General features: G+C 61.6%; 30 protein-coding genes. 10 read left to right on the top strand and 20 right to left on the bottom strand.

The annotated features are described in order from the left end of the window. The first annotated feature begins 12 nt into the window (after window positions 1–12). Window positions 13–399, top strand: a complete 387-nt coding sequence (locus tag AB4Z19_RS00440; RefSeq protein WP_442028552.1) for a BPSL0067 family protein — start codon at window positions 13–15, stop codon at window positions 397–399. Continuing rightward, on the top strand, window positions 396–821 hold the full coding sequence (locus AB4Z19_RS00435) for an STY0301 family protein (protein ID WP_442028553.1): 426 nt from the start codon (window positions 396–398) through the stop codon (window positions 819–821). Before AB4Z19_RS00440 ends, AB4Z19_RS00435 begins: the two co-directional genes overlap by 4 nt. Before the next feature lie 44 nt (window positions 822–865). Here the strand turns inward: AB4Z19_RS00435 and ilvC are convergent, their stop codons facing one another. The 3 genes from ilvC to AB4Z19_RS00420 are packed head-to-tail and all read right to left on the bottom strand — an operon-like array spanning window position 866 to window position 4,126. Then, a complete protein-coding gene (ilvC, locus tag AB4Z19_RS00430; RefSeq protein WP_442033866.1) occupies window positions 866–1,882 on the bottom strand; it encodes a ketol-acid reductoisomerase in 1,017 nt (338 codons plus the stop codon). 28 nt (window positions 1,883–1,910) lie between these two features. Then, on the bottom strand, window positions 1,911–2,402 hold the full coding sequence (gene ilvN / locus AB4Z19_RS00425) for an acetolactate synthase small subunit (RefSeq protein WP_395400386.1): 492 nt from the start codon (window positions 2,400–2,402) through the stop codon (window positions 1,911–1,913). 2 nt (window positions 2,403–2,404) lie between these two features. After that, window positions 2,405–4,126: an acetolactate synthase 3 catalytic subunit gene (locus tag AB4Z19_RS00420; protein WP_442033864.1), complete on the bottom strand. Its 1,722-nt coding sequence runs from the start codon at window positions 4,124–4,126 to the stop codon at window positions 2,405–2,407. 471 nt (window positions 4,127–4,597) lie between these two features. Here AB4Z19_RS00420 and AB4Z19_RS00415 point away from each other — a divergent pair, with 471 nt between their 5' ends. From AB4Z19_RS00415 to AB4Z19_RS00395, 5 genes are read left to right on the top strand one after another with little or no spacing between them, the layout of a single operon-like run. Next, entirely contained in the window at window positions 4,598–5,167 is a 570-nt protein-coding gene (locus tag AB4Z19_RS00415; protein WP_442034431.1) for an RNA polymerase sigma factor, read from the top strand. Continuing rightward, window positions 5,164–5,571: a DUF3619 family protein gene (locus AB4Z19_RS00410; protein WP_442029130.1), complete on the top strand. Its 408-nt coding sequence runs from the start codon at window positions 5,164–5,166 to the stop codon at window positions 5,569–5,571. Before AB4Z19_RS00415 ends, AB4Z19_RS00410 begins: the two co-directional genes overlap by 4 nt. Beyond that, a complete protein-coding gene (locus AB4Z19_RS00405; protein WP_442033862.1) occupies window positions 5,572–6,420 on the top strand; it encodes a DUF3106 domain-containing protein in 849 nt (282 codons plus the stop codon). It begins immediately after the preceding gene. Continuing rightward, a complete protein-coding gene (locus tag AB4Z19_RS00400) occupies window positions 6,407–6,937 on the top strand; it encodes an RDD family protein (protein ID WP_442033860.1) in 531 nt (176 codons plus the stop codon). Before AB4Z19_RS00405 ends, AB4Z19_RS00400 begins: the two co-directional genes overlap by 14 nt. Window positions 6,938–6,997: 60 nt before the next feature. Then, window positions 6,998–7,801 carry a class I SAM-dependent methyltransferase gene (locus AB4Z19_RS00395; RefSeq protein WP_442033858.1) on the top strand — a complete coding sequence of 268 codons (804 nt, stop codon included), beginning with the start codon at window positions 6,998–7,000 and terminating at the stop codon, window positions 7,799–7,801. Here AB4Z19_RS00395 and AB4Z19_RS00390 read toward each other — a convergent pair. The 17 genes from AB4Z19_RS00390 to AB4Z19_RS00310 form a co-directional block, all read right to left on the bottom strand. Further along, the gene (locus AB4Z19_RS00390) at window positions 7,785–8,075 is read right to left on the bottom strand and encodes a putative signal transducing protein (protein WP_442025414.1); all 291 of its coding nucleotides are present in this window, start codon (window positions 8,073–8,075) and stop codon (window positions 7,785–7,787) included. The genes AB4Z19_RS00395 and AB4Z19_RS00390 overlap by 17 nt on opposite strands. A gap of 40 nt (window positions 8,076–8,115) precedes the next feature. Beyond that, a complete protein-coding gene (locus AB4Z19_RS00385) occupies window positions 8,116–9,210 on the bottom strand; it encodes a DUF4214 domain-containing protein (RefSeq protein WP_442025415.1) in 1,095 nt (364 codons plus the stop codon). A gap of 89 nt (window positions 9,211–9,299) precedes the next feature. Continuing rightward, entirely contained in the window at window positions 9,300–9,980 is a 681-nt protein-coding gene (locus tag AB4Z19_RS00380) for an RNA pseudouridine synthase (RefSeq protein WP_442025416.1), read from the bottom strand. Next, window positions 9,977–11,035: a low-specificity L-threonine aldolase gene (gene ltaE, locus AB4Z19_RS00375; RefSeq protein ID WP_442033856.1), complete on the bottom strand. Its 1,059-nt coding sequence runs from the start codon at window positions 11,033–11,035 to the stop codon at window positions 9,977–9,979. Before ltaE ends, AB4Z19_RS00380 begins: the two co-directional genes overlap by 4 nt. Beyond that, window positions 11,032–12,069: a class I SAM-dependent methyltransferase gene (locus AB4Z19_RS00370; protein WP_442025418.1), complete on the bottom strand. Its 1,038-nt coding sequence runs from the start codon at window positions 12,067–12,069 to the stop codon at window positions 11,032–11,034. Before AB4Z19_RS00370 ends, ltaE begins: the two co-directional genes overlap by 4 nt. After that, on the bottom strand, window positions 12,056–12,250 hold the full coding sequence (gene iscX / locus AB4Z19_RS00365) for a Fe-S cluster assembly protein IscX (protein WP_442025425.1): 195 nt from the start codon (window positions 12,248–12,250) through the stop codon (window positions 12,056–12,058). The genes AB4Z19_RS00370 and iscX overlap by 14 nt, the downstream gene beginning before the upstream one ends. A gap of 17 nt (window positions 12,251–12,267) precedes the next feature. Next, a complete protein-coding gene (fdx, locus tag AB4Z19_RS00360) occupies window positions 12,268–12,609 on the bottom strand; it encodes an ISC system 2Fe-2S type ferredoxin (protein WP_442025419.1) in 342 nt (113 codons plus the stop codon). Between the two features lie 98 nt (window positions 12,610–12,707). Next, entirely contained in the window at window positions 12,708–14,588 is a 1,881-nt protein-coding gene (gene hscA / locus AB4Z19_RS00355; RefSeq protein WP_442025420.1) for a Fe-S protein assembly chaperone HscA, read from the bottom strand. Window positions 14,589–14,609: 21 nt separating this feature from the next. Further along, a complete protein-coding gene (hscB, locus tag AB4Z19_RS00350) occupies window positions 14,610–15,125 on the bottom strand; it encodes a Fe-S protein assembly co-chaperone HscB (protein ID WP_442025421.1) in 516 nt (171 codons plus the stop codon). A gap of 4 nt (window positions 15,126–15,129) precedes the next feature. Further along, window positions 15,130–15,453, bottom strand: coding sequence for an iron-sulfur cluster assembly protein IscA (gene iscA, locus AB4Z19_RS00345; RefSeq protein ID WP_442025422.1), 324 nt, complete (start codon window positions 15,451–15,453; stop codon window positions 15,130–15,132). Between the two features lie 27 nt (window positions 15,454–15,480). Continuing rightward, window positions 15,481–15,864 carry a Fe-S cluster assembly scaffold IscU gene (gene iscU / locus AB4Z19_RS00340; RefSeq protein ID WP_442025423.1) on the bottom strand — a complete coding sequence of 128 codons (384 nt, stop codon included), beginning with the start codon at window positions 15,862–15,864 and terminating at the stop codon, window positions 15,481–15,483. 36 nt (window positions 15,865–15,900) lie between these two features. After that, window positions 15,901–17,166, bottom strand: a complete 1,266-nt coding sequence (locus tag AB4Z19_RS00335; RefSeq protein WP_442033854.1) for an IscS subfamily cysteine desulfurase — start codon at window positions 17,164–17,166, stop codon at window positions 15,901–15,903. An 18-nt stretch (window positions 17,167–17,184) separates the two neighbouring features. After that, window positions 17,185–17,664 (bottom strand): Fe-S cluster assembly transcriptional regulator IscR, encoded by a 480-nt coding sequence (iscR, locus tag AB4Z19_RS00330; protein ID WP_442030232.1) that lies wholly within the window; start codon window positions 17,662–17,664, stop codon window positions 17,185–17,187. A 169-nt stretch (window positions 17,665–17,833) separates the two neighbouring features. Next, window positions 17,834–18,595 carry a uracil-DNA glycosylase gene (locus AB4Z19_RS00325; RefSeq protein ID WP_442033852.1) on the bottom strand — a complete coding sequence of 254 codons (762 nt, stop codon included), beginning with the start codon at window positions 18,593–18,595 and terminating at the stop codon, window positions 17,834–17,836. Between the two features lie 113 nt (window positions 18,596–18,708). Beyond that, on the bottom strand, window positions 18,709–19,029 hold the full coding sequence (gene sorB / locus AB4Z19_RS00320; protein ID WP_442025889.1) for a SorB family sulfite dehydrogenase c-type cytochrome subunit: 321 nt from the start codon (window positions 19,027–19,029) through the stop codon (window positions 18,709–18,711). 12 nt (window positions 19,030–19,041) lie between these two features. Continuing rightward, complete coding sequence (gene sorA / locus AB4Z19_RS00315; RefSeq protein ID WP_442025888.1) at window positions 19,042–20,262, bottom strand: SorA family sulfite dehydrogenase catalytic subunit; 1,221 nt, start codon at window positions 20,260–20,262, stop codon at window positions 19,042–19,044. Between the two features lie 106 nt (window positions 20,263–20,368). Next, window positions 20,369–20,776, bottom strand: a complete 408-nt coding sequence (locus AB4Z19_RS00310) for a hypothetical protein (RefSeq protein WP_442025887.1) — start codon at window positions 20,774–20,776, stop codon at window positions 20,369–20,371. A 132-nt stretch (window positions 20,777–20,908) separates the two neighbouring features. Here AB4Z19_RS00310 and AB4Z19_RS00305 point away from each other — a divergent pair, with 132 nt between their 5' ends. The 3 genes from AB4Z19_RS00305 to AB4Z19_RS00295 all read left to right on the top strand — a co-directional run bounded on the left by AB4Z19_RS00305 (window position 20,909) and on the right by AB4Z19_RS00295 (window position 26,567). Then, window positions 20,909–24,607 (top strand): ATP-binding protein, encoded by a 3,699-nt coding sequence (locus AB4Z19_RS00305; RefSeq protein WP_442025886.1) that lies wholly within the window; start codon window positions 20,909–20,911, stop codon window positions 24,605–24,607. A gap of 65 nt (window positions 24,608–24,672) precedes the next feature. Beyond that, window positions 24,673–25,887, top strand: a complete 1,215-nt coding sequence (locus AB4Z19_RS00300; RefSeq protein ID WP_442025885.1) for an efflux RND transporter periplasmic adaptor subunit — start codon at window positions 24,673–24,675, stop codon at window positions 25,885–25,887. Beyond that, window positions 25,884–26,567 carry an ABC transporter ATP-binding protein gene (locus AB4Z19_RS00295; RefSeq protein WP_442025884.1) on the top strand — a complete coding sequence of 228 codons (684 nt, stop codon included), beginning with the start codon at window positions 25,884–25,886 and terminating at the stop codon, window positions 26,565–26,567. Before AB4Z19_RS00300 ends, AB4Z19_RS00295 begins: the two co-directional genes overlap by 4 nt.

Raw genomic sequence — 26,567 nt, 5'->3', positions numbered from 1 at the left:
CAGGAGAGGCAAATGGCTTACGTATGCTCAGCCGCCGCCGACTTACAGGCGAAACCCATGGTCGGCAACCACCAATGTGTCGCACTTGTCCGCACCTACGCGGGAGCTCCCGTCACCCTCGCCTGGCATCAAGGCGATGCAGTAGTGGGCAATAGCGCTGTCAAGGTTGGCACTGCAATTGCGACCTTCGTCAACGGACGCTATCCAAACCGGAATCATGGCAATCATGCTGCTCTCTATATGGGTGACGGACTTGGCGGCATTTACGTCATGGACCAATGGAAGGGAAAGAAAAACGGGATAATCACCAAACGATTCATAAAGTCGCTAGGGCGCGACAAGCAAGGTAACTTTATCCGCCCGAGTAACAATGCTGACGCGTTCTCGGTGATCGAATGAACGCACGCTCAGTTTATGCAGGAATTGCATGCCTGGCGCCGGCATTGGCATGGCCAATTCCGGACATCGTTGAGTGCCCTCGTTCGCTGCCCGCGGAGGCGATCAGGTTGGCGCCTCCCGCAGGTTGGCAGTTTTATGCGGAATCACCGCTGTACCTGCACAGCGCGGCACCAATGGTCACTCCACCAGAGGGGATGGGCCACCTGGTGGAAGATGCAGTACGCAAGCGCAAAGGCGAAGAGACATTTGTTTATCGGCTTGATGGCCCTCTTCTGGAAGGCAAGTGGATTCAGTGCGCTTACGGCGAATATGGGCAGTTGACGCTCTCGCGCAGGTTGGATGACGATACGCAGCAATGCAGCGTCACTTATCGCAAGGGAGAAAAGGCCGGGGAGAACCGTATCACGATCCTTTGCGAATAAAAAAAACGGCCCCGAAGGGCCGTTGAAGTTGGTACTTGGGACAATCAGTTCTTGGACTGATCGACCAATTTGTTTTTGGCGATCCACGGCATCATTGCACGCAGTTTGGCGCCAACTTCTTCGATCTGGTGTTCCGCGGTCAGGCGGCGACGGGAAATCAGGGTAGGCGCACCAGCCTTGTTCTCCAGGATGAAGGACTTGGCGTATTCGCCGGTCTGGATGTCGCGCAGGCACTGGCGCATCGCTTCCTTGGTGTCCGCAGTCACCACGCGCGGACCGGTCACGTACTCGCCGTATTCCGCGTTGTTGGAAATCGAGTAGTTCATGTTGGCGATGCCGCCTTCGTAGATCAGGTCCACGATCAGCTTCAGCTCGTGCAGGCACTCGAAGTAAGCCATCTCCGGCGCGTAGCCAGCTTCCACCAGGGTTTCAAAGCCAGCCTTGATCAGTTCAACGGTACCGCCGCACAGCACGGCCTGTTCGCCGAACAGGTCGGTCTCGGTCTCTTCGCGGAAGTTGGTTTCGATGATGCCGGCCTTGCCGCCGCCGTTTGCAGATGCATACGACAGAGCGATATCACGCGCTGCGCCGGACTTGTCCTGGTACACAGCCACCAGGTGCGGCACGCCGCCACCCTGGGTGTAGGTGTTGCGCACGGTGTGGCCTGGGGCCTTCGGCGCCACCATGATCACGTCCAGGTCGGCGCGCGGCACAACCTGGCCGTAGTGCACGTTGAAGCCGTGCGCGAAGGCCAGCACCGCGCCCTGCTTGATGTTCGGCTCGACATTCTCCTTGTACACCTGGGCGATGTTCTCGTCCGGCAGCAGGATCATCACAACGTCGGCGGTCTTCACTGCCTCGTTCACTTCGGCGACCTTCAGGCCGGCCTTCTCCACCTTCTGCCAGGAGGCGCCACCGCGGCGCAGGCCGACGGTCACGTTGACGCCGGAGTCGGTCAGGTTCTGTGCGTGGGCGTGGCCCTGCGAACCGTAGCCGATGATGGCAACGTTCTTGCCTTTGATGAGGGAGAGGTCAGCGTCTTTGTCGTAGAAAACTTTCATGGTCATTCCTTGGTGTGAATTCGTCTAATTAAACTTTGAGGATGCGTTCGCCGCGGCCGATGCCCGAGCCGCCGGTACGGACGGTCTCCAGGATCGCAGCACGGTCAATCGCATCGATGAAGGCGTCCAGCTTCGATTTGGCGCCCGTCAGCTCGATGGTGTAGGTCTTTTCGGTCACGTCGATGATGCGGCCGCGGAAGATGTCGGCGGTGCGCTTCATTTCTTCGCGCTCCTTGCCGACCGCCCTCACCTTGATCAGCATCAGTTCGCGCTCGATGTGCTGGCCTTCGGTCAGGTCCACCACCTTCACCACTTCAATCAGGCGGTTCAGGTGCTTGGTGATCTGCTCGATGATGTCATCGGAACCGGTGGTCACGATGGTCATGCGGGACAGGGTCGCATCTTCGGTCGGCGCCACGGTCAGCGTCTCGATGTTATAGCCGCGAGCCGAGAACAGGCCTACCACGCGAGACAGTGCACCGGCTTCGTTTTCCAGCAGTACAGAGATAATGTGTCGCATGATTACAGGTCCTCCGAGCCAAGCAGCATTTCGGAGAGGCCCTTGCCAGCCTTCACCATCGGCCACACGTTTTCACTCTGGTCGGTAATGAAGTTCATGAAGACCAGGCGGTCCTTCATGCCGAACGCTTCTTTCAAAGCGCCTTCCACATCGCCCGGTTTCTCGATGCGCATGCCCACGTGGCCATAGGCTTCGGCCAGTTTCTCGAAGTCCGGCAGCGAATCCATATAGGACTCGGAGTAGCGCGAACCATAGTCGATCTGCTGCCACTGGCGAACCATGCCAAGGAAGCGGTTGTTCAGCAGGATGATCTTTGGCGTCAGGTGGTACTGCTTGCAGGTGGCCAGTTCCTGAATGTTCATCTGGATCGAGCCTTCACCCGTGATGCAGGCCACGGTGGCGCCAGGGTTAGCCATCTGCACACCCATGGCATACGGCAGGCCGACACCCATGGTGCCCAGGCCACCGGAGTTGATCCAGCGGCGCGGCTTGTCGAACTTGTAGTATTGCGCTGCCCACATCTGGTGCTGGCCCACGTCCGAAGTGATGAAGGCGTCGCCCTTGGTGATGTCGAACAGCGACTCGACCACCTGCTGCGGCTTGATCACCAGATCCGAGGTCGCATAGGCCAGACAATTGCGGCCGCGCCATTCGTCGATCTGCGCCCACCACTTTTTCAGTGCCGGTGCATTCGGCTTGGCGTCGCCTGCGTCCAACTGGGACAGCAGTTCGATCAGCACATCCTTCACATTGCCGACGATAGGAATGTCGACCTTGACGCGCTTCGAAATGGAAGACGGGTCGATGTCGATGTGGATGATCTTGCGCGGGTTGGTGCTGAAGTGTTTCGGATTGCCGATCACGCGGTCGTCGAAGCGCGCGCCGATAGCGATCAGGACGTCGCAGTTCTGCATCGCCATATTCGCTTCATACGTGCCGTGCATGCCCGGCATGCCGACGAAGTTCGGATCGGAAGCGCGCGAACCGCCCAGGCCCATCAGGGTGTTGGTGACCGGGAAGCCCAGCTTCTCGACCATGCGGTTCAGTTCATTCGATGCATGCGCCAGGATCACGCCGCCGCCGGTGTAGATCATCGGACGTTCGGCGGCCAGCAGCAGCTGGACGGCCTTGCGGATCTGGCCCGCGTGTCCCTTGTCCACCGGACGGTAGGAACGCATCTCGATGTCTTTGGGGTAGTTATAGACGTGCTTGTGCATGGAGATATCCTTCGGGATATCGACCAGCACCGGACCAGGACGACCGGTCCTGGCAATGTAGAAGGCCTTCTTGATGGTCTCGGCCAGGTCTTTCACATCCTTCACCAGGAAGTTGTGCTTGACCACCGGACGCGTGATGCCGACGGTATCGCATTCCTGGAAGGCGTCCTGGCCAATGGCGTGGCTCGGCACCTGGCCGGAAATCACAACCATCGGAACGGAGTCCATGTAAGCGGTGGACAGGCCAGTCACGGCATTGGTCACGCCCGGACCGGAGGTCACGAGGGCCACGCCAACCTTGTTCGAGCTGCGCGAATAGGCATCGGCGGCATGGATAGCGGCCTGCTCATGGCGAACCAGGATGTGCTGGAATTTGTCCTGCTTGAAGATGGCGTCGTAGATATACAGCACGGCGCCGCCGGGATAGCCAAAGACGTGTTCTACGCCTTCCTCAGCGAGGCAGCGGACAACGATCTCGGCGCCCGTGATGGGAGCTTCGGTATTCATGAAACATTCCTTTCAAGGTCCATAGGAGATTGATCGGATGCTCTTGCCTATCGAAGTGGGCGTAACCCTGCACGTCCCCAAGCTTCCCTTCTTTCTGCGGTCACCACAACCCTTCCCCCATGCGTAGCTGGAGTACAAGCCATGGCTAAACGCAACTCGTTTGGCCGGAGTTTATGCAGCGGTTTCATCGCCTACCTCTCGCGCTTGTGGCACGGGTTAGAGCAAACTGCTGACAAATGAAAGCTGGTTCTTCAGTACGGCTTTGTGTGCCTGTGCCGAATAACCGGGGAGCTTCGTGGTGTGCAAAGCGTTCTATACGGTACTGCGTTGCACCATTTTGGTCAAGGACAATTATTCAAAAAGTATATTTACGGTGCAATTCTTTACAAAAACCTGCGAAATACTGCAATTTTTGTTACGATGGCGGACTGTCCAAACAGCTATCATCCGCGCAGTACCGTCCTTAAACGCATGGCCACAGACAAAGAACTATCGGATTTTCTCGAGAACGTCGAGCGGCGTGCTTTCAAACAAGCCGTCTATGCGGTGAGGCGGGACGAAGCGGCTTTGGACATCGTTCAAGATGCAATGATCAAGCTCGCCGAGAAATACGGTGATAAACCCGCGGCCGAGCTGCCCCTGCTGTTCCAGCGGATTCTGCAAACCACCATCCTGGACTTTTTCCGCCGCGAGAAAGTTCGCAATACCTGGGTTTCCCTCTTTTCGGGCCTCGGTCCGTCGAATGAGGACCATGAGGATTTTGATATACTTGAGTCTTACGAGGCCGAAGAAGGTTCCCAGGCTGCTGAGTCGAGCGCCGATCAGGTCGAGCGTGCACAAATCTTGCAATTAATTGAAGATGAAGTGCAAAAGCTTCCGGCGCGTCAACGAGAAGCCTTCCTCATGCGTTACTGGCAGGATATGGATGTGGCTGAAACCGCCGAAGCAATGGGATGTTCCGAAGGGAGCGTGAAAACACATTGCTCACGAGCAACTCACGCACTCGCCGAAGCGCTCAAAGCCAAGGGAATTAAACTATGAACACCGAAGACATCAACTTTGCCTACCGGGTGCGCCACGCGCTCAACGAAAAGCTCGACGATCTGCCGGCCTCGACGACCGATCGCCTGGCTGCCGCGCGCAAAGCTGCGCTGGCCCGGAAAAGGGCCGACGCACCGGCACGCGTGCGCGTGACCCGTACCGCCCCCGCCCTGGCTGGCGGCGCAAGCTTCTTTAGCAATCCGTTTACCTGGGTCCGAAATATGGGTGTAGCCCTGCCGCTGCTGCTGATTGTTGGCGGCATGGTCGGTGTCTACCAGTATGAGCAGCAGCAATCGATCGCCGAGCTGGCCGAAATGGACGCCGCCGTGCTGTCGGATGAGCTGCCGCTGTCCGCTTACCTGGATCACGGTTTTAACGCCTACCTCGAGACCCGCGAGCAATAAATGGCGCGTGTGAGCGGTCGGACAATTCGGATTGCAGCTGCCGTCGGCCTGACTTTGGCCGTGGCGGCTTGCACACGCCAGGACACCGTGCCGCCGCCGGCCGCGTCGTCCACGACCGCTGCCTCGGCGTCCGCCGCCGTTGGCGAAAAACCCCATTGGACCGACCTCACCCCTGCTCAACAGCAAGCCCTCGAACCGCTGAAAGACAGCTGGGAAGAGCTGGGTCCGGTACGCAAGCAAAAATGGATCGAGATCGGCAACCGCCTGAACTCGATGAAACCGGACGACAAGAAGCGCGTCCAGGAACGCATGGCCGAGTGGATCAAGCTGAGCCCGGCCGAGCGCAAGGCTGTGCGCGAAAACTACGCGCGTTTCCAGAAGATCACCCCAGGCCAGAAATCGGCGCAGTGGGAAGAGTATCAGCAGCTGCCAGAAGAGCAGAAAAAGAAACTGGCTGAAGCCGCTGCCGGCAAGAAGCAGCAGCTGGTCAAGCCGCCGACCCCGGCGCAAGCCAAGGTCAAGATGCCTGAACCGATCCGCCCGCATGGCGAAGGCCTGGTGCCTGCGCCGGGCTCGGTGCCGCCCGGCACTGTCGCCCCTGGCCTGACCGGTATCGCAGTGCAGGGCACGGCTATTCCAGCCGCGCAAGGCGGTCCGGTTCCTGCGGCGGGCGCACCTGCGGCGGGCGCCGCCGGCGCCGCGGGCGCGACGACTGCCGCGCCGGGCGCAGCCCCAACAGCTGCGCCGGCGCCAACCGCACCAACCGATCCGGCTGCTGCGGCGCCCGTGTCCGGCACCGTTCCAACGGCCGCACCGGCCCAGACCGCACAACCGAATGTCAGCAAATAACGCAACACCTTCCAGCGTTACCGTTCCCACTGTCAAACGCCGCCTGATCTCGATGATTTACGAGATCCTGCTGGCGTTTGCCGTTTTGTTCCTGCCCTTCCTGGTGTTCGAGATCGCCAGCAAGGCGAGCCACACGCCGGTGGCCGAACATATGCGCCAGGCGTTGTTCTTCCTGATCCTGGGCGCCTACTTTATCCATGCCTGGACCAAGAAGGGCCAGACCCTGGCCATGCAGACCTGGCGCATCAAGCTGGTGGTGCCGGGCCAGCACCATGTGCCGCTGTATGTGGCCGCCGTGCGCTATCTGCTCAGCTGGTTGTGGATCGTGCCGGCGCTGCTGGTGTCGTTCGCCCTCAAGCTGGAGCACTGGCATGCGCTGTATGCCCTGCTCGCCGGCGCGCTGCTGTGGTCCCTGACGGCCTTCATCGACAAGGACCGCCAGTTCCTGCATGACCGTCTGGCCGGCACCCGCCTGATCCAGCTGCCCAAGCCTGAGAAAAAGAAAAAGGCTGCGTAACAAGCGCGCGCTTCCCGACAGGCCTATACTCTGAGTAGGCTTCGACTCGGGGAGACGATCATGACTGCTGCAGATGCTGCATTCTCTGGTTCCGTTCCTGAACTGTATGAGCGCTTCATGGTGCCGCTCATATTCGATCCCTATTCCGAAGACCTGATCAAGCGCATTGTGCAGCGCACACCTGCCCGCGTGCTGGAGCTGGCCGCAGGCACCGGCGCCGTAACGCGCAAGATGATGCTGAAGCTGCCGTCCGACACGGTCATCATCGCCACCGATCTGAATCAGGCCATGATCGACCAGGCGCGCAAGCAGTGCAAGGCGGCGAACATCGAATGGCAGCAGTGCAATGCGATGGACCTGCCATTCCCCGGCGCCAGCTTCGACGTGGTGGTCTGCCAGTTCGGCGTGATGTTCTTCCCAGACAAAGCGCACGCCTTTGCCGAAGCACGGCGCGTGCTCAAGCCAGGCGGCACTTTCCTGTTCAATGTGTGGGACACACTGCAAGCCAACGAATTCGCCTGCACCATCAACGAGGCTTTGGCCAAGCTGTTCCCTTTCGATCCGCCAGGCTTCATGGCGCGTACGCCGCACGGCTATAACGATCCGGCCGTTATCCGGCGCGATCTCGAAGCGGCTGGATTCAGGAACATCGAGCACACCGTGCTGGCTGCACGCAGCCACGCGCCGTCCGCACGCATTCCGGCGACAGCTTACTGCCAGGGCACGCCATGGCGGGGCGAGATCGAAGCAAGGGGAGATTTGACGGAAGCCACGACGGCCGCCGAATGCGCGCTGCAGCGGCGCTATGGCAACGGGATTATCGAGGGCCAGATCCAGGCCCTGGTGTTCACTTGCGTGGCGTGAAGGGCACCACGTTCGGCTTGCCCACATCGGCATCATCGCCCAGCGCCAGGTCGCCACGCTCAAACGCTTCCAGCACTTCCTGCGCCAGCGGCAGATCGCGCTCCGGCACCAGCACCCGCACGCCGCCGATCGCCGGCGCCAGCAGCAGGTTGCTCTGGACGTACTGGTCATCCACCACGACCGCCGCAATGCCCGCCGCCTTCAGACAGCCGCAGACGACATGCGCCTCAGTCGGTATCAGATAGCGCGCCACGGTGCAGAATTCGCTGTGCATACTGTTTCCCCTCCTGAGGACACGATATCACAAGCGGCGATCAACCATAGGGGATGTAGTCGATCCCGTCTTTCATGCTGCCGATCAGGTTCACAAAATTTTCCTGGCTTTCGCTGAAGCCGATCAGCACTGCCGCGAGCGAAGCCTGTTTGTTATTGAGTATATTGACCCAGTAATCCAGGCCTGCCTGCTCCGGTTCACGGTGCAGCACATTCTCGTAGAAGTGCGTAATGATGGCCGTATTGCTCGGATTCGTGCCGTAGATCGAGCGGAATTCCGGCGAGTTGACAAAGCCATTCGCCACCGATTCCAGCGACATGCCCTGGTCCAGATAGTGAATGTAGAAGCCCAGTCCACCAAGATCCGGCGTGCGGTTGAACGCAGCCTGGTAGAGACGGTAAGCTTCACCTGCGGAACCGTTGAAGTCGAAGGCGACGCTCATGTCTTTGAAGCTGACACGCTCGATATTGGACAGCACATCCGCGCCGTCATTCCCATACAGATCCGTCACCAGGAAACGGTCGCCATAAGCGTGCACAGAGTATTCGGAGCGGTTGCCGTTGTAAAAGGCTTCGTCCAGACCCGCGCCGCCATCGAGATAGTCGTCGCCGCGGCCTCCGAACAGTGAGTCGTTCCCGCCGTAACCGAATATATTGTCGTTGCCCGAAGTGCCGTCGATGTTTTCACTAGCCGGACCGCCGTCGATATTGAAGCCGCGCAGCGTCGCCAGGTCTTCCAGAATACTCAAGCCCACGGCTTGCTGGTCGCTGTAATCGCCTTGCACCCACGATGCATCAACATAGAAAGTGCCCGTGTACGGCGCGACGAAGCTCACATGGTCTTCGCCCCAACTACCGGTGTGATCGTCTTCCGCAATCGCGCTGCCATGGTCATCGAACGCGAGCAGCGTTGTGGGATCGTTATAGCTGGTGGAGTGCAGCGAATAGACTGCGCCCGCAACCGCAGTAAAGCTGAACACCGCGTGGTTCTCGGCGCCGAAGTAGTTTGCACTGTACTGCGCAATGTTGTCGTAGCCGGGTGTGCTGCCGTAATACGCCGTCAGTGGCAAACGCGTCGCGTTCGCCATCTCATTGAAGGTCAGGTCGGCGTATGACGGAATCGTGCTGTAGCTCATGGCATTCTCCTGGTTGGCGAATTCATAGTAGCCAGCCGCACACCGCCGAATTGGAAGAATTACATTTTGTTTCGCGGCTTACAGCGTGTTCAGAATCGCTCGTACGGCAGCAGAAAGCGCCACTGCCCTTCCGGCAGGCCGGACATGGCGATGCGTCCAATGCGCAGACGCTTTTGCGAGATGGCGCGCAAGCCAACGTCGGCGCACAGCTTCGCGATCAGCGCCGGTTTCGGTGGCTTTACCGCGAAACGCAAGCGCCGTTCGTTTTGCCAGCTGACTTTGCCCGCACCCTGATTGAGCCGCTGCAAACCGCCTTCCGCGATCTGGCCTTCCACGTCGACGATGATTTCCTGCTCCATCGTTGCCCCTTCCTGCACCAGCTTGCGCTGCACGCGGAAGTCCTGCGTAAACACGAACAGGCCACTCGCGCTGGCATCCAGCGGCAAGCAGGCACTCAGGTTGTGCACGTGCCGCTTGAGGAAGCGTCCGCGCTGTGCATCGGCGCTGCGGTTCTCCGGCACGAGCAGGCTTAGCGCGTCAACGTTCGCTGGCTTGTGCAACAAAATCGTGACTGGCGCAATGTCGAGCAGCGTCGCGTCAGGCGCCAGCGTGACTTGCTGGTGCGGAGCGACGCGCGCACCGGGTTCTTCGACCACGACGCCGTCCACGCTGACGAAAGCGCCAGCAATATAAGTCTCTGCCTCACTGCGCGAGCAAGGAACCATTTCCGCCACGCGCTTGGCGAGGCGGATTGTTGCGTCTTCGGTCATTTGAAGTATTCGGTAATTACAGCAGCAACGCGCTGGAGATCCTGGCGGTTGACGTCGAGGTGGGTCACGATGCGCAGGGTGGGCGCCATCGAGACACGAATCCGCTCAGCGGCCAGCGCCTTGTTGAGGCCTTCGCCGGCTTCGCGCGGCAGCGTCACGAAGAGGATATTCGTTTGCGGCTGGCTGACCTGGATGGCGCCGGTCTTCGCCAGCTCGGCGGCGAGCCAGGCGGCGTTGTCGTGGTCTTCAGCGAGGCGCTGCACATTGTTCTGCAGCGCGTACAGCCCCGCCGCCGCGATCACGCCGGCCTGGCGCATGCCGCCGCCGACCATCTTGCGCCAGCGCTTGGCGTCTTCGATCAGTTCCTTGCTGCCGCACAGCACGGAGCCAACCGGCGCGCCAAGGCCTTTGGACAGGCAGACGCTGACGCTGTCGAAACCTTGCACGGCTTCGCGCAGGCTGATGCCCTGCTTCACGGCCGCGTTGCAGATGCGGGCGCCGTCGAGGTGGGTGTTCAGACCACGATCATGAGCCAGCGTCGTTGCCCGCGCCACGTAGTCGCGCGGCAACACGCGGCCGCCAATGGTGTTTTCCAGCGCCAGCAATTTACTGCGTGCGAAGTGCACATCGCGCGGCTTGATGGCCGCTTCGATGTCTTCCAGCGCGATGCTGCCATCGGCGCGGTTGAGCAATGGTTGCGGCTGGATGCTGCCCAGCACGGCAGCGCCGCCGCCTTCGTATTTGTAGGTATGCGCTTCCTGGCCGACGATGTACTCGTCACCGCGTCCGCAGTGGGCCAGCAGCGCGATCAGATTAGTTTGCGTGCCGGATGCCGCGAACAAGGCGGCTTCGTAGCCGAATTGCGCGGCGGCGTAGTCTTGCAGGGCGTTGACCGTTGGGTCGTCGCCGTAGACGTCATCGCCTACCGGCGCGGCGTACATGGCGTCGCGCATGGCGGCACTGGGTTGCGTGACCGTGTCGCTGCGCAAGTCGATCCAGCGCTCGCCGGGGACGGCCTGCGCGGATGCGCCGGCGGTAGGGTAGCTGGTGCTCATGGCGCTACCTCCGGGATTGCTGAAGCGCCCGCGGCGTCCTCCAAAACCAACGGCGAAGAGCCGGTGGCAGCCACGATGTGGCTGCCACCAGGTTCACGCTTCTGGTTTTCATCAGCGCCCGTGTAAAAGCGGCCGGACATCTCCTCCAGGCCGACGGTAGCCAGCACTTCGGCCAGGCGCTCGGCCGGGCGGCGGCGCGGCAAGTTCTTGTAGGTCGCGACGATCAATTCATTTTTCATCGAATGCTCCCACCCAACCAGCTCGGTCACAGTGACCTGATAGCCGTGCGCCTCAAGCTGCAGGCAGCGCAGGACGTTGGTGATCTGGCTGCCGAATTCGCGCGTATGGATCGGATGTCGCCACAACTCGGTCAGCACGTTCTTGCCTAAAGACTGGCCTTTATTCTTGCGCAGCACAGACGCCACTTCCGCCTGGCAGCAAGGCACCAGCACAATATGCTTGGCCTTCTTCTTCAGCGCAAAGTCGATCGCATCATCGGTCGCGGTATTGCAAGCGTGGAGCGCAGTGACGATGTCGATCTGCTCCGGCAGCTTGTCCGATGAAGTCGACTCCGCGACCGACAGCGGCAGGAAGCTCATGCCCGGGAAATCAAACTTGCGCGCCAGTTCCTGCGAGCGCGCCACCAGTTCCTCGCGGGTTTCGATGCCGTAGATATGCGACGCGTCGGACAGCGCCTTGAAGAACAGGTCGTAGATAATAAAGCCGAGGTAGGACTTCCCTGCCCCGTGATCGACCAGCGACACCGTCCCCTTCTCCGCACGCACATCATTCAGCAAAGGTTCGATGAACTGGTACAGGTGATAAACCTGCTTCAGCTTGCGGCGCGAATCCTGATTCAGCTTGCCATCGCGCGTAAGGATGTGCAACTCCTGCAGCAGCGCGACCGACTGGCCGGGCTTCACTTCAGGGATATCGGTCACGGTAGCGGGCAATGCACCGCGCGGCGCGGCCGCCTTGGTAGCCGCAGAAGCGGCAGCGGCGCCTTTCGCGCCGCCGTTCTTACTCTGCTTCATCGATCCACGCCTGCTGGATCGCTTCCAGCACCTTCTCTCCGCCACGCTTGTGGTCATCGTCGAAATCCTCCAGCTCGACGACCTTGTTGTGCAGGTCAGTGAAGCGGATCGTGGTCGGATCGACGTCCGGGAATTTGTCGTACAGGGCCTCGGCGATGGCCGTGATATCAGTCCATTTCAGCATGGTGAACTCCGTAATCAGTGGCCGCCTTCGCTGGCGTGGTTGATGGTGTACTTCGGAATCTCGACCACCAGGTCTTCATCCGCCACGACGGATTGGCAGGACAGGCGCGATTGCGCTTCCAGGCCCCAGGCCTTGTCCAGCAAGTCTTCTTCCGTTTCCGACGCTTCGTTCAGCGAGTCGAAACCTTCGCGCACCAGCACGTGGCAAGTGGTGCAGGCGCAGGACTTCTCGCAGGCGTGCTCGATGTGGATGTCGTTGTCCAGCAGGACATCGCAAATGGACTTGCCGGATTCGGTTTCGATCACGGCGCCTTCGGGGCACAGCTTGGCGTGCGGCAGGATGACGATTTGTGGCACTTCTCTTCCTCAGTTTATGTTGCTGGCCGCTCGCGGCGGATCGATGATCCGCCCTACGATACGGACCGGATTGCCCAAGTGGCCCATTCAGCTTGGTGTTATACGACCTGGTCCAGCGACTTGCCGGCCAAGGCCTTGCGCACGCTGCGGTCCATGCGGCGCGATGCAAATTCTTCGGTGCCGCGTGCCAGCGATTCGTACGCAGCTTTCACGGCGAGATGGTCGGCTTCACCGCTGCCGGATTTCACCAGCATATCCATGGTGGCCGCCATCAGCGCGTCGATCGCTGCGCGTTCCTCATCGGACAGCAGCGCCGCATCTTCTTCCAGCGCAGACTGGGTGGCCAGCATGATGCGCTCAGCCTCAACCTGCTCTTCGCGCAGGGCGCGGGCTTTCATATCGTCTTCAGCGGAGGCATACGATTCCTGCAGCATGCGCGCCACTTCGTCATCGCCCAGCCCATACGAAGGCTTGACGGTGATCGACGCTTCCACGTTCGAGCGCAGCTCGCGGGCGGAAACGGACAGCAGGCCATCTGCATCCACCTGATACGTAATGCGAATACGCGCAGCGCCAGCAGCCATCGGCGGAATGCCGCGCAGTTCAAAGCGCGCCAGCGAGCGGCAATCGCTCACCAGTTCACGCTCGCCTTGCAGCACGTGCACCGCCAGCGCGGTCTGGCCATCCTTGAAGGTGGTGAACTCCTGCGCGCGGGCGCAAGGAATGGTCGAATTGCGCGGGATGATTTTCTCAACCAGGCCGCCCATGGTTTCAATGCCCAGGGACAGCGGGATCACATCCAGCAGCAGCCAGTCGTCGCCCGCTGCGCGGTTGCCCGCCAGCAGATTGGCCTGAATGGCCGCGCCTAGCGCCACCACCTTGTCCGGATCAATGTTGGCGTGCGGGATGGTGTGGAAGTATTCGCCCACCGCGCGCTGCACATGCGGCATGCGCGTGGCGCCGCCGACCATCACCACGCCGTCGATATCGTCGGCATCGATCTCTGCGTCGCGCAGGGCTTTCTTCACGGCGTTCATGGTCTTGGCGACGAGGTGCTTGGTGATCTCGGCGAACTTCTCCGGCGTGATCTTGATGTGCACTTCCTCACCGGAGCTCAATTTGGCGTCCACGGTCACTTCGCACTTGGTGGACAGCAGCTCCTTCGCTTCGCGTGCTTTCACCATCAGCACGGCCGTGTCGACGTCGTTCAGCGGAGACAGCTTTTCCTGTTCGTGGATGTAGCAGAACAGGCGGTGGTCGAAGTCGTCGCCGCCCAGCGCGGAATCGCCGCCGGTGGACAGCACTTCGAACACGCCCTTGGTCAGCTTCAGAATCGAGATATCGAAGGTGCCGCCGCCCAGGTCATACACGGCGAACACGCCTTCCGACCCGTTATCCAGGCCGTAGGCGATGGCCGCAGCAGTCGGCTCGCTCAGCAGGCGCAGCACGTTCAGGCCAGCCAATTGGGCCGCGTCCTTGGTCGCCTGGCGCTGCGCTTCATCGAAGTAGGCAGGCACGGTGATCACGGCGCCGACCAGGTCGTCGCCCAGCGAATCTTCCGCGCGCTGGCGCAAGGTGGCCAGGATTTGCGCCGAGACTTCGACTGGCGACTTCACGCCAGCGACCGTGTTCAGCTGCACCATGCCGGGACCATCAACAAAATCGTAGGGCAGGTTCTCGGCGTAAGCGACGTCCTTCAGGCCACGGCCCATGAAGCGCTTCACGGAAACGACGGTGTTTTTCGGATCGGTGGTCTGGTGAGCCTGGGCCTTGTAGCCGATGTTGGCATGGCCATTCGGCAGATAGCGCACCACGGAAGGCAGCAGCGGGCGGCCGTCTTCATCGTTCAGCACTTCGGGAATGCTGTTACGTACGGTCGCAACCAGCGAATTGGTGGTGCCAAGGTCAATGCCTACCGCCAGGCGATGCTGGTGCGGGGCGGTGGACATGCCCGGTTCGGAAATCTGCAGAAGAGCCATTGTGAAACCTGTCTTGTTCTTTTACGCTTCTAGCGCGTCGTAGGCGAAACGCACTTCTTCGCCGAATTTTTCGAGGAACATCAGCGCGCGCACGCCGGTGGCGGCCGGGTGGAAGTCTTTCTCGTTGAGATGCTGCTCAATCTCGTGCAACTGCTGCTTGCGCGCCGCGCGCAGCTGGCCATCCAGCTTGTCGAGCAGCTCTTCGTTCTTCGTCGCGCGCGCTTCTTCCAGCTCTTCGCGCCACTCCATCTGCTGCATCAGGAAGTCCATCGGCATCGCCGTGTTGGACTCGACCTTCAGGTCCACGCCATTCAGCTCGCACAGGTAATGTGCGCGCTTCTGCGGGTTCTTCAGCGTCTGGTAAGCCTCGTTGGCACGGGTGGCCCATTGCATGGCGACGCGCTTTTCGGCGTCGGTCGAGTTCACGAAGCGGTCGGGATGGACTTGCGCCTGCACGTCGCGGTAGGCCGCGTCGAGCGCGGCCTGTTCGACGGCAAACTGCTGGGGAAGATGGAAAAGGTCGAAGTGGTTCTGCACGATCTTATACGCGGAAGCTTTCGCCGCAGCCGCAGGCGTCTTTCTCGTTCGGGTTGTTGAACTTGAAGCCTTCATTCAGGCCTTCGCGGGCGAAGTCCAGCTCCGTGCCGTCGATGTACGGCAGGCTTTTCGGATCAACGAACACTTTCACGCCGTGCGACTCGAAGACCGAATCCTCGGCCGCCGCTTCGTCCACGTATTCCAGTTTGTAGGCCAGACCCGAGCAGCCAGTGGTACGCACGCCAAAACGCAGCCCGACGCCCTTGCCGCGGCGCTCGATGTAGCGGTTGATATGCTTGGCTGCTCTTTCGGTCAATGTAATTGCCATAATTCCTCCGCGGCGACGCTGTACAAATTAAGCGCCGTGCTTTGCCTTGTAGTCGTTCACTGCGGCCTTGATGGCGTCTTCCGCCAGGATGGAGCAGTGGATCTTCACTGGCGGCAGCGCCAGTTCTTCAGCGATCTGGGTGTTCTTGATGGCCAGCGCTTCATCCAGCGACTTGCCCTTCACCCATTCGGTGACCAGCGAGCTGGAGGCGATAGCCGAACCGCAGCCGTAGGTCTTGAATTTTGCGTCTTCGATCTTGCCGTCTGCGCCGACCTTGATCTGCAGCTTCATCACGTCGCCGCAAGCCGGTGCGCCGACCATGCCGGTGCCGACCGTTTCATCGCCCTTTTCGAAGGAGCCCACATTGCGTGGGTTTTCGTAGTGGTCGAGGACTTTTTCCGAGTAAGACATTTCGATGCTCCTGTATCTTGAAAAATTCGTTGGCGCTTAGTGCGCGGCCCACTGGATGGAGTTCAGATCGACGCCATCCTTGTACATTTCCCACAGCGGGGACAGCTCGCGCAGTTTGCCCACTTTGGACTTCAGCAAATTCACGGCGAAGTCGATGTCTTCTTCGGTGGTGAAGCGGCCGATGGTGAAGCGGATCGAGCTGTGCGCCAGTTCGTCGCTGCGGCCCAGGGCGCGCAGCACATAAGATGGTTCCAGGGAAGCCGAAGTGCAAGCGGAGCCGGACGATACTGCGATGTCCTTCACCGCCATGATCAGCGATTCGCCTTCCACAAAGTTGAAGCTCACGTTCAGATTGTGCGGCACGCGGTGGTCCATGTCGCCGTTGACGTAGGTTTCTTCGATTTCCTGCAGGCCAGTGGCCAGGCGGTCACGCAGTGCCTTGATGCGGGAAATTTCGCTGTCCATCTCCTCTTTCGCGAGACGGAAGGCTTCGCCCATGCCGACGATCTGGTGCACCGGCAGCGTGCCGGAACGCAGGCCGCGCTCGTGGCCACCGCCATGCATCTGCGCTTCGATACGCACGCGCGGCTTGCGGCAGACGTACAGGGCGCCGATACCTTTCGGGCCGTAGGTCTTGTGGGCGGTAAAGGTCATCAGGTCAACCTTCAGGTCTTGCAGGTCGATCTTCATCTTGCCGGTCGCTTGCGCAGCGTCGCAGTGGAAGATGATGCCTTTGCTGCGGCAGAAGGCGGCGATTTCCTTGATCGGCTGGATCACGCCGATTTCGTTATTCACCATCATCACGGAAACCAGGATGGTGTCCGGGCGCACGGCAGCAGCGATCTGCTCGACGCTGACCAGGCCATTGTCCTGCGGGTCCAGGTAGGTAGCGTCGAAGCCCTGGCGTTCCAGTTCACGTACCGTGTCCAGCACAGCCTTGTGCTCGGTCTTCACGGTGATGATGTGCTTGCCCTTGGTCTTGTAGAAGTTGGCCGCGCCCTTGATGGCGAGGTTGTTCGATTCGGTCGCGCCGGAGGTCCAGATGATCTCGCGCGGATCGGCATTGATCAGGGCCGCAACGTGGCCGCGCGCCTCTTCCACGGCCGCTTCCGCGGTCCAGCCGTACATGTGGCTGCGGGAGGCCGGGTTGCCGAATTGTTCGCGCAGGTAAGGGATCATCTTGTCCGCAACGCGGGGATCGATCGGCGTGGTGGCCGAGTAGTCCATGTAGATCGGGAAGTGCGGTGCAGTATGGAACTCAACCGGTGCTACCTGCGAAACTTTCTTTTCAGGGGCGTTCATCTAATTACTCCAATTCGGTTAACCGAGGGCTGCCTGATTGTTGCCGTGCATGACCACGACGTTCTGTTCAGCGTTCTTTGCTTTCTGCTGGTCGACCAGGTCCTGCAGGGACACGGAGTCCAGATAGTCGACCATTTTTTCATTCAGCGTGGCCCACAGCTCGTGGGTCATGCAGCGGGCGCCGTTCGCATGATCGGCGCCGTGGCAGTTTTCCTTGCCGCCGCACTGGGTTGCATCGAGCGGCTCATCGACGGCGATGATGATGTCGGCCACAGTCACCTTGTCGGCGCGGCGCGCCAGGCTGTAACCACCGCCCGGGCCGCGGATCGATTCCACGATCTCGTGGCGGCGCAGCTTGCCGAACAGCTGTTCCAGATAGGACAGGGAAATCGACTGGCGCTGGCTGATGCCAGAAAGCGTCACAGGACCTTTGCCCTGGCGCATAGCCAGATCAATCATCGCAGTCACAGCAAAACGGCCTTTGGTAGTCAGACGCATCACAACCTCGGTTCAACTCAGTTAAAATATCGTTCTGCTCTCGCGATGACTCCCCGATTACTTGAACGATTTAGTCAAGTATAACAGAGTTGCGAAAAGCTTGCCGGACGCCCCTCAGGCGCCTGTGGGAAGGCTTGCTTTCGGCGGATCACTGATCCGCCCTACGTCGTCACGCCTTCAGCAGCCTCATCGGACCGAACAGGGCTTGCATTTCCTTATTGGCAATAAACGAGATGTTATACGGGTGCTCGCACACGATCTGCGGCAGCGCCTGCACCACCGCCAGCTTGTTCAGTTGCTCGGCGATCTTGCCCCACAGCACCAGCGTCGGCTTACGCTCGGCCAGCGCGCGCATCACGGTTTCGAAGAAAGGCAGCCAGGCTTTGGCATCTTTCACCGGGGCAATATGGGGACGGAACACCAGAGAGGCGTTCAGCAACAGGAAACCGTGGGTGGTCAGGCGTTCCTGCACCTCAGCCAATGTCTGGACCGCCGCGCCGGCACGCGCTTGCGCCGACACGGCCGCCAAGGCTTCGCCGTTAGTCTGGGCTTCGCTCAGCTGGCCATCTGCCACCAGCAGCATTTTCATGAAGTTGCGCAGGGAAGTTGCCTTATTGACCGGCTTGGACAGGCCGCCGCCCTCCTCCTCCGACCATAGCCCTTTCACAGCGCCGTCCATGAAGCAGACGCCGGTGGCGCTTTCGGCACGCGGGTAAGGGCCTTCGCCCACCAGCACGTAGCGCACCTTGTCCAGCGGCTGAGTGAAGGCAGCAAACAAGCGCAGCTCCGTCGGCAAATAGCTATCCACCGCCAGCTCCGGCAGATACGCCGGATTTGCCTTCTCCATCGCTTCCAGGCCCTCTTTCAGAACGGCGTGCCAGGACGAATCGGCGCGTTCAAGCGCCTGCAGGATTTGCGATGGGATGGTCATGAGAACAGCTTTGCCTTCAGGGAAAGGCGGGATTGTAGCGCAAACCAGCAGCGCAACCCTGGTGGCTGCCACATCGTGGCGGCCACCTGCTTCACGTCCCTGGTTTTGGCTGGCTATTTCGGCTTCTCATTGCCGTAGGTTTTCACGAGATAGTCGACCAGCGCCGGAATATCCTCATCCGGGAACTGGGCGCCAAAAGGCTTCTTCATCTTCTTGACGGTCGCCTCCCAGTAGGCGCGTGGCGACGTTGGCGGCTGCATCTGGGCATACTGCGCCGAGTGGCACAGCAGGCAATGTGCCTGCACCAGCTGGAAGCCGGGCAGCGCGCTCTGTTTGTAGGCTGCCGTCTCGGGCGGCAGCACAATCTCGGTTGCAGCAGCCGCGCCGCATGCGAAGGCCAGCACGCCGGCGGCGATGGCGATGAATGCTTTCATTGTCATCTCCCCTTAAGCTGCCACGATGCGCGTGGTTTCGACCGTATTGCGCATATAGCCCGCCGCATTCCACAGTCCCGTCATCGGCTGGCTCTGCCCGATGCGATTGACCGCGCGCACCATCAGCTCATGCGTGCCCTTGCCCGGCTTGAACGCCGCGCTCCACTCGCGGAAGGAATACTTGCCCAGGTCCTTGCCCAGCGTCGCCGACTGCCACGACTTGCCGCCGTCGGCCGAGAACGCCACCTCGGTGACGCCCTGTCCGCCATCGAAGGCTATGCCCTTGACCACGATCTGCTGGCCCGCCTTCACCCGCGCCCCATCCTGCAGGCTGGTGATGAAGGAGCGCACATTGAAGCGCCCGATCGGCACCGTGCGCGCCGGCGCCGTACCCGGCTGCACGCAGGCGCAGGCGTTGTCCGGAATGCGGTAGGCCGACGCCATCCAGAAACCATCAAACGGTTTATCCAGCACCGTGATATCGGACAAATGCTTGACCCAATAGGTACCGTAATAGCCCGGCACTACCAGCCGCAGCGGGTAGCCGTTCAGCACCGGCAGATCCGCGTCATTCATCTGCCACGCCAGCATCACTTCGCCGTCCAGCGCATGATCGATATTCAGGGCTTTGACAAAATCCGGCCCGTCGCCAGCGGGCGGAGTATCCAGCCCGTTGAAGGCCACCTGCACTGCGCCCGCCTTCACACCGGCCTTTTCCAGCACCGTCTTCAGCGGCACACCGGTCCATTTCGCATTGCCCATCGCACCGTTGGACAACTGCCCGCCATTGGCACGCGGCGAGAAATGGCCGCGGCTATTGCCCGAGCATTGATTGACCGCCACCAGCTCGACGGCGTCGCCCATCTGCTTGATGTCGGCCAGCGACAGCTCCAGCGCCGTGTTCACGTGGCCACCGATTTTCAGCCGGTAGGCCGCCGGGTCGATGGAAGTGGGAATCGCGCTCCAGTGATAGCGCACGAAGAAGGCATCGTTTGGCGTCAGCGCGCCTTCATTGAATACGGAGAAAGGTGTTTCCAGCTGGGGTGGCCGGCTGGTCAGCACAATCATTGGGCGTTTCTGCGGAAACGCCACCAGCTCTCGTTCGCCGTTGTCGAACGGCAATTTCACCGACGCTGAAGCCGCCAGCGCCGACAGCCCATGTCCGCTCAGGACCGAAGCTGCGCCGGCCCAGCCGGCATGTTTGAGGAAGTCCCGCCTGCGATACGCAACCATGTCCGCCTCCCCTTTGGTAAAAAACCAGAGGCGCAACCCCGGTGCCTGCCACGGCGTGGCAGACACCCGCTTTTGCCCCTGGTTTAAATAGGATCAGGCAACTTTATCACAGCCCGGACAACAAATCGTTGGCATTTAGAATCGCAAAGGCAATATCCGGATGGGCGTTCAGGCAACGGCGAATGGCGGCGGGAATCGATTCGCGCGTCTTGCGGCACAGGCCCGGCCGCTGCGCCAGCTCGATCTGGAAGCCGCGTACCGTGCGCACCTCATTCGGACCCGGCAGTATGCTGACGGTGATGCCCAACTGTTCCTGCAAGCGCTGCCCGACGCGCATCAATTCCGCGTAGCTGGCAATGGCTTCGATGCGTTCGATCAGCCGCTTCTCCTCGTCTTTCGTCAGACGCAGGATGCGCAGGTCGGCTTGCGGGTCGTCCAGCAGCAACTCGCGCTCGCATACACAGGCGCCAGGCGGACATTCTTTGCGGATTGGAAAAGCAGGCGGTTGCAGCATGACTTCACGGTTGGTCGCAGATTCAAGTAAGTATCCGTTGCAGGAACGGGAACTGTCAAACGCGCTCTCCTTGTGCCCCACGCCAACCTGTCTTAGAGTGCGTGTTCGATTATTGGTTACATCGGAAACAACGTGAGCCGACTTCCCCAGTTTCTCGCATCACCCGGTGAGCTAGGGCGACTAATCGCCGAATTCGACTGGTCCACCACGCCGCTCGGCCCGTTGGAGAACTGGCCGCAGAGCCTGCGCACCAGCGTCAGCCTGATGCTCAACACGACGCATCCGATCTGGATCGGCTGGGGTCCGCAAGCCACGTTTCTGTACAACGACGCCTATATCGCCGTGCTGGGCGAAGCCAAGCACCAGTGGGCATTAGGCCGTCCCGCCAGCGAGGTATGGGCCGAGATCTGGGATTACTGCACGCCGCTGGTCGATAAAGTCTTCAATAAGGCCGAAGCCACCTTCGTCGAAGCCGAGCAGCTGTTCATGGACCGCGCCGGCTGGCTGGAAGAAAAATGGTTCACCTTTTCCTACAGTCCGATTGCAGATGAGTCGGGCGGGGTCGGCGGCCTGTTCTGTCCTTCCGCCGACGTCACCACCAGCAAGCTGAATGCGCGCCGGCTGGCAACGTTATCGGCGCTGTCGGCCGCCGCGCTGGGCGAGCACACGGTGGCCAGCGCCTGCGCCGGCGCCATGTCCGCCATCGCGCAAAACCCGAACGACATTCCTTTTGCCGCGCTCTACCTCGCCGAGGCGGAATCCGACCGCCTGCAGCTGCGGCAGACTATTCACCTGTCCAACCCGCCGCCCCTGCCTGCCGATATGGCGCCGGGCCGCGATGCCGAATTGCTGCCCGTCGATCACATGCCCGGCTTGCCGCTTGGGCTGGCAGACCGGCCGTTGACGGAAGCCCTGGTCCTGCCGCTGGAAATTCCCGGCCAGCAGCGCCCCGCAGGCCTGCTCATGCTGGGCATCAGCCCTGTCACCAGACTGGATGCGCAGTATTACAGCTTCCTCGAACTGGTGGCAGGCCAGGTCTCAGCCGCGCTGCAGAATGCCACCGCCGCGGAAGAGCAGCGCCGGCGCGCGGAAGCTTTGGCGGAACTGGACCGTGCCAAGACCACTTTCTTCAGCAATGTCAGCCACGAATTCCGCACGCCGTTGACGCTGATGCTGGGCCCCATTGAGGACGCCATCAACGACAGTGCGAACCGCCTCGGCCCGGTGCAGCACGAACGCCTGCAGGTCGCGCACCGCAACGCCCTGCGCCTGCAAAAGCTGGTCAATACCCTGCTCGACTTCTCGCGTGTGCAAGCCAACCGCATGCAGGCCCATTACACCGAAACCGACCTGGCCGCGCAGACCGCCGACCTGGCCAGCTGCTTCCGCTCCGTGGTGGAAAGCGCGGGCCTGACGCTCAGCGTGGATTGCCAGCCGCTATCCTCGCCCGCCTGGGTCGATGCTGGGCTGTGGGAAAAGATTGTGCTCAACCTGCTGTCCAATGCCTTCAAGTTTACTTTCGAAGGCCGCATCGGCCTCAGCCTGCGCGAGCAGGATGGCCATGCCATGCTGGAAGTCAGCGACACCGGCGTCGGCATCGCGGCCCAGCACCTGGGCCGCATCTTCGAACGCTTTCAGCGCGTGGAAGGCACGCGTTCGCGTACCCATGAGGGTTCCGGCATCGGCCTGGCCCTGGTGCGCGACCTGGTCGAACTGCACCGCGGCACCATCGCCGTGCGCAGCGAGCCTGGCGTAGGCACCGCTTTTACCATCACCCTGCCACTGGGCCATGCCCACATCGCGGACGAGCAGATCGGCGAAGCGCCAGCCGCCACCGATCATGGTGCACGTGAAGCCTACACCCTGGAAGCCACGCGCTGGCTGCCCGAATCCCTGCCCGACCAGTCCTTCCTCGACCTTGCCGACGAAAGCAGCGTGCTCACGGTCGGGGCACGCGTGCTGGTAGCCGACGACAACACCGACATGCGCGAATACCTGGTACGCCTGCTGCGCCAGCGCTGGCATGTCACGGCTGTCAGCAACGGCCGCGAAGCCCTGGCCGAGGCGGCACGCCAGCGGCCCGACCTGATCATTTCCGACGTGATGATGCCGGAACTGGACGGCTTCGGCCTGCTGGCTGCCCTGCGCGACAGCGAGACCCTGCACGACATTCCAGTGATGCTGCTATCCGCCCGGGCCGGCGAAGAGGCGCGCATCGAGGGCCTGCGTGCCGGCGCTGACGACTACCTGGTCAAACCCTTCTCCGCCCGCGAGCTGATGACCCGCGTCGATTCCCATCTGGTACGCGCGCGCATCCGCCAGATCGAACGCGCCGATGCCGCGCGCATGGCAACGGTGTTCATGCAGGTGCCTGCGGCGATTGCCATCCTGCGCGGTCCAAGCCTGGTGTATGAACTGCTGAATGAGCGCTACAGCGAAATCATCGGCGGCCGCGACGTCATGGGCATGCCGCTGCGGCAGGCATTCCCTGAACTGGAAAGCCAGGGCCTGATCAACGAACTGGAACACGTCATGCGCACGGGGCACGCCGTACAAGGCCGCGCGCGCCGCGTGCTGCTGGCGCGCGGTCCATTAGGCGAAAGCGAAGAGTGCTACTTCGACTACGTGCACCAGCCGGTCCGCAATGCACACGGCCAGGTGGACCGCGTCGCCCTGGTCGCCTTCGAAGTGACGGAGCTGGTGCGGGCGCGGCGCGAAGCGGAAATCGCCAACCGCACCAAGGACGACTTTCTTGCCATGCTGGGCCACGAACTGCGCAATCCGCTCTCGCCTATCCTGATCGCGCTGGAGCTGATGCGCCTGAAAGGCATTGGCGCACTGCAGAAAGAGCATGCGGTGATCGAGCGTCAGGCCCAGCACATGGTGCGCATGGTGGATGACCTGCTCGACGTGGCCCGCATCGCCCAGGGCAAGATCACGCTGCGCAAGGAACGCGTGGAGTTGGCGCGGCTGGTCGCTCAGGCAGTGGAAACCGTCAGCCCATTGCTGGAGGAGCGCCACCACTATTTGCGGGTGGACGTGCCGGTCAGCGGCATGGAAGTCCAGGCCGATCCCGCACGCTTCACCCAGGTGCTGGTCAATCTTCTGACCAACGCCGCCAAGTACACCAACAGCGGCGGCCAGATCTCGCTGCAAGCCGGGGGCGAAGACGGCCTGGCCGTCGTGCAGGTGCGCGACAACGGAATCGGCATTGCGCCGGAAATGCTGCCCCAGCTCTTCGACAAATTCGTACAGGAACGCCAGGCGCTGGACCGTTCGCGCGGCGGACTGGGACTGGGCCTGGCCATCGCACGCAGCATCGCCAGCCTGCATGGCGGCAGCGTGAGCGCCAGCAGCGAAGGCATCGGCACAGGCAGCGAATTTACCGTGCGCATGCCGCTCGCTCCCGCGCAGGCGGGACAGCCGCAGCAGGCGCCTGCGGCCCGCGTCGACAATCCCGGCGGCTGCCCGCGCCGCCGCGTGCTGCTGGTGGATGACAATCCCGACGTGCTGGACGGCTTGCGTACCCTGCTTGAAGTGCACGGCCATCAGGTCGAAACGGCAGCCGATCCTGTCAGCGCCCTGCGCGCCAGCCAGAGCTTCACGCCCGATATCGCCATCCTCGACATCGGCCTGCCTGGCATGGACGGCTACGAACTGGCGGCCGAACTGCGCCAGCAGCCCGGCTTCGCCGAAACCCATCTGGTCGCCTTGACGGGCTACGGCCAGCCTGCCGACCGGGTACGCTCCCATGCAGCAGGATTTGCGGCCCATCTGGTCAAGCCGGTCAGCGCCAGCCAGCTGTATGCCCTGCTGAACGAGCCGGACTAGCACTTGCGGAGTGCCACAATGTGTAGCACTATTGGCAACCATGGCAACTTCACTGCGAGGTGCGTGTGGCGGCTCCGGATATTTCAAAACTGAAGATCGAGCGTGGCAGCCCCTCCGCTGCCCCGATACGGCGCCCACGGCGCTGGAAATGGCTGATCATCGGCGCCGTCGTGCTGATCGCGATCGGCGCTGTCGTGGCGCGCGGTGGCGGCGGCAAGGCCGATGTGGACGTGGTCACCGTGGCCCAGGCCTGGCCCTCCCAGAACTACACCCTGCTGAATGCCACCGGCTATGTGGTGGCACAGCGCAAGGCTGCGCTGTCGTCCAAGGCCACCGGCCGCCTGGAGTGGCTGGGCGTGCTGGAAGGCAGCCGCGTCAAGCAGGATGAAGTGGTGGCGAGGCTGGAAAACCGCGACGTCAGCGCCGCGCTGGGCCAGGCCCAGGCCAACGTCAAGGTGGCGCAAGCCAATCTGGAACAGGGCCAGGCGGAGTTGATGGACGCCCGCAACGCCAACCAGCGTGCGCAGGACCTGCTCCAGCAAAAATTCATTGCGGCTTCGGCTGCCGATGCGGCGCTGGCCCGCTACAACAAGGCCAAAGCCTCCATCAGTGCCGACCGCGCCTCCATCGCTGCCGCCCAGGCCAATGCCCGCGCCGCGCAAGTGGCGGTGGACCAGACCCTGATCCGCGCGCCTTTCGATGGCGTGATCCTGACCAAGAACGCCAACGTGGGCGATAACATCACGCCCTTCTCTTCCGCCGCCGACAGCAAGGGCGCGGTGGTCACCATCGCCGATATGGACACGCTGGAAGTGGAAGCCGATGTATCCGAATCCAGCCTGGCCAAGATCCGCGTCGATCAGCCGGCCGAAATCCAGCTCGATGCCTTCCCTGAACTGCGCTTGTCCGGCACTGTCTCGCGCATGGTGCCCACGCTGGACCGCAGCAAGGCAACCTTGCTGGTGAAGGTGCGCTTCAACGACCGCGATCCGCGCATCCTGCCCGATATGAGCGCCAAGGTGGCTTTCCTGTCCAAGCCGGTGCCGCCTGAAGACCGTGTGGCCGTGACCGCCGTGCAGCCGTCCGCCATCGTGCAGCGCGATGGCAAGTCGGTGGCTTTCGTGATCGTGGATGATAAAGCGCACGTGACGCCTGTCGCGGCCGGCCGCAAAGTTGGCGAGCTGGTCGAAGTCAGGGGCCTGAAGCCGGGTGATAAGGTGGTGCTCAAGCCATCCGAAAAACTGCAGAACGGCCAGCCGGTTGCCGCCACCAAGAAATGAGCGTCCTGGTCCAGATCGAACATCTGGTGAAGTCCTACCGGCGCGGTGGACAGACCGTGCCTGTGCTGACCGATATCACGCTCGATATCCAGCGCGGGGACTTTACGGCGCTGATGGGACCATCCGGTTCCGGCAAAAGCACCCTGCTCAACCTGATCGCGGGCATCGACAAGCCGGATAGCGGCGTGCTGCGCGTCGACGGCCTGGATATCGCGAACATGTCCGAGAGCGCGCTCGCGGCCTGGCGCGCTTCCAATGTGGGATTCATCTTCCAGTTCTACAATCTGATGCCGGTGCTGACGGCTTACGAAAATGTGGAACTGCCGCTGCTGCTGACTTCCTTGAGCCGGCGCGAACGGCGGGAGCGCGTGGAGCTGACCTTATCCATGGTAGGCCTCTCCGACCGCATGGACCACACGCCAAATGAGCTGTCCGGCGGCCAGCAGCAGCGCGTGGCGATCGCGCGTGCCATCGTCACCGATCCCGTGCTGCTGGTGGCCGACGAACCCACCGGCGATCTGGATCGCCAGTCCGCCACCGATGTACTCGCGCTGCTCAATCAGTTGAACCGGGAACTGGACAAGACCATCATCATGGTCACCCATGACGCCCACGCCGCGCAGCAGGCGCGCAAGCTGGTCCACCTGGAAAAGGGCGAGCTGCTGGACGCCGCCGCCTGA

This window comes from Pseudoduganella sp. RAF19 (assembly GCF_052114165.1).
Taxonomy (GTDB): Bacteria; Pseudomonadota; Gammaproteobacteria; order Burkholderiales; family Burkholderiaceae_D; genus Rugamonas.
This window is presented reverse-complemented; position numbering and strand designations above follow the sequence as displayed.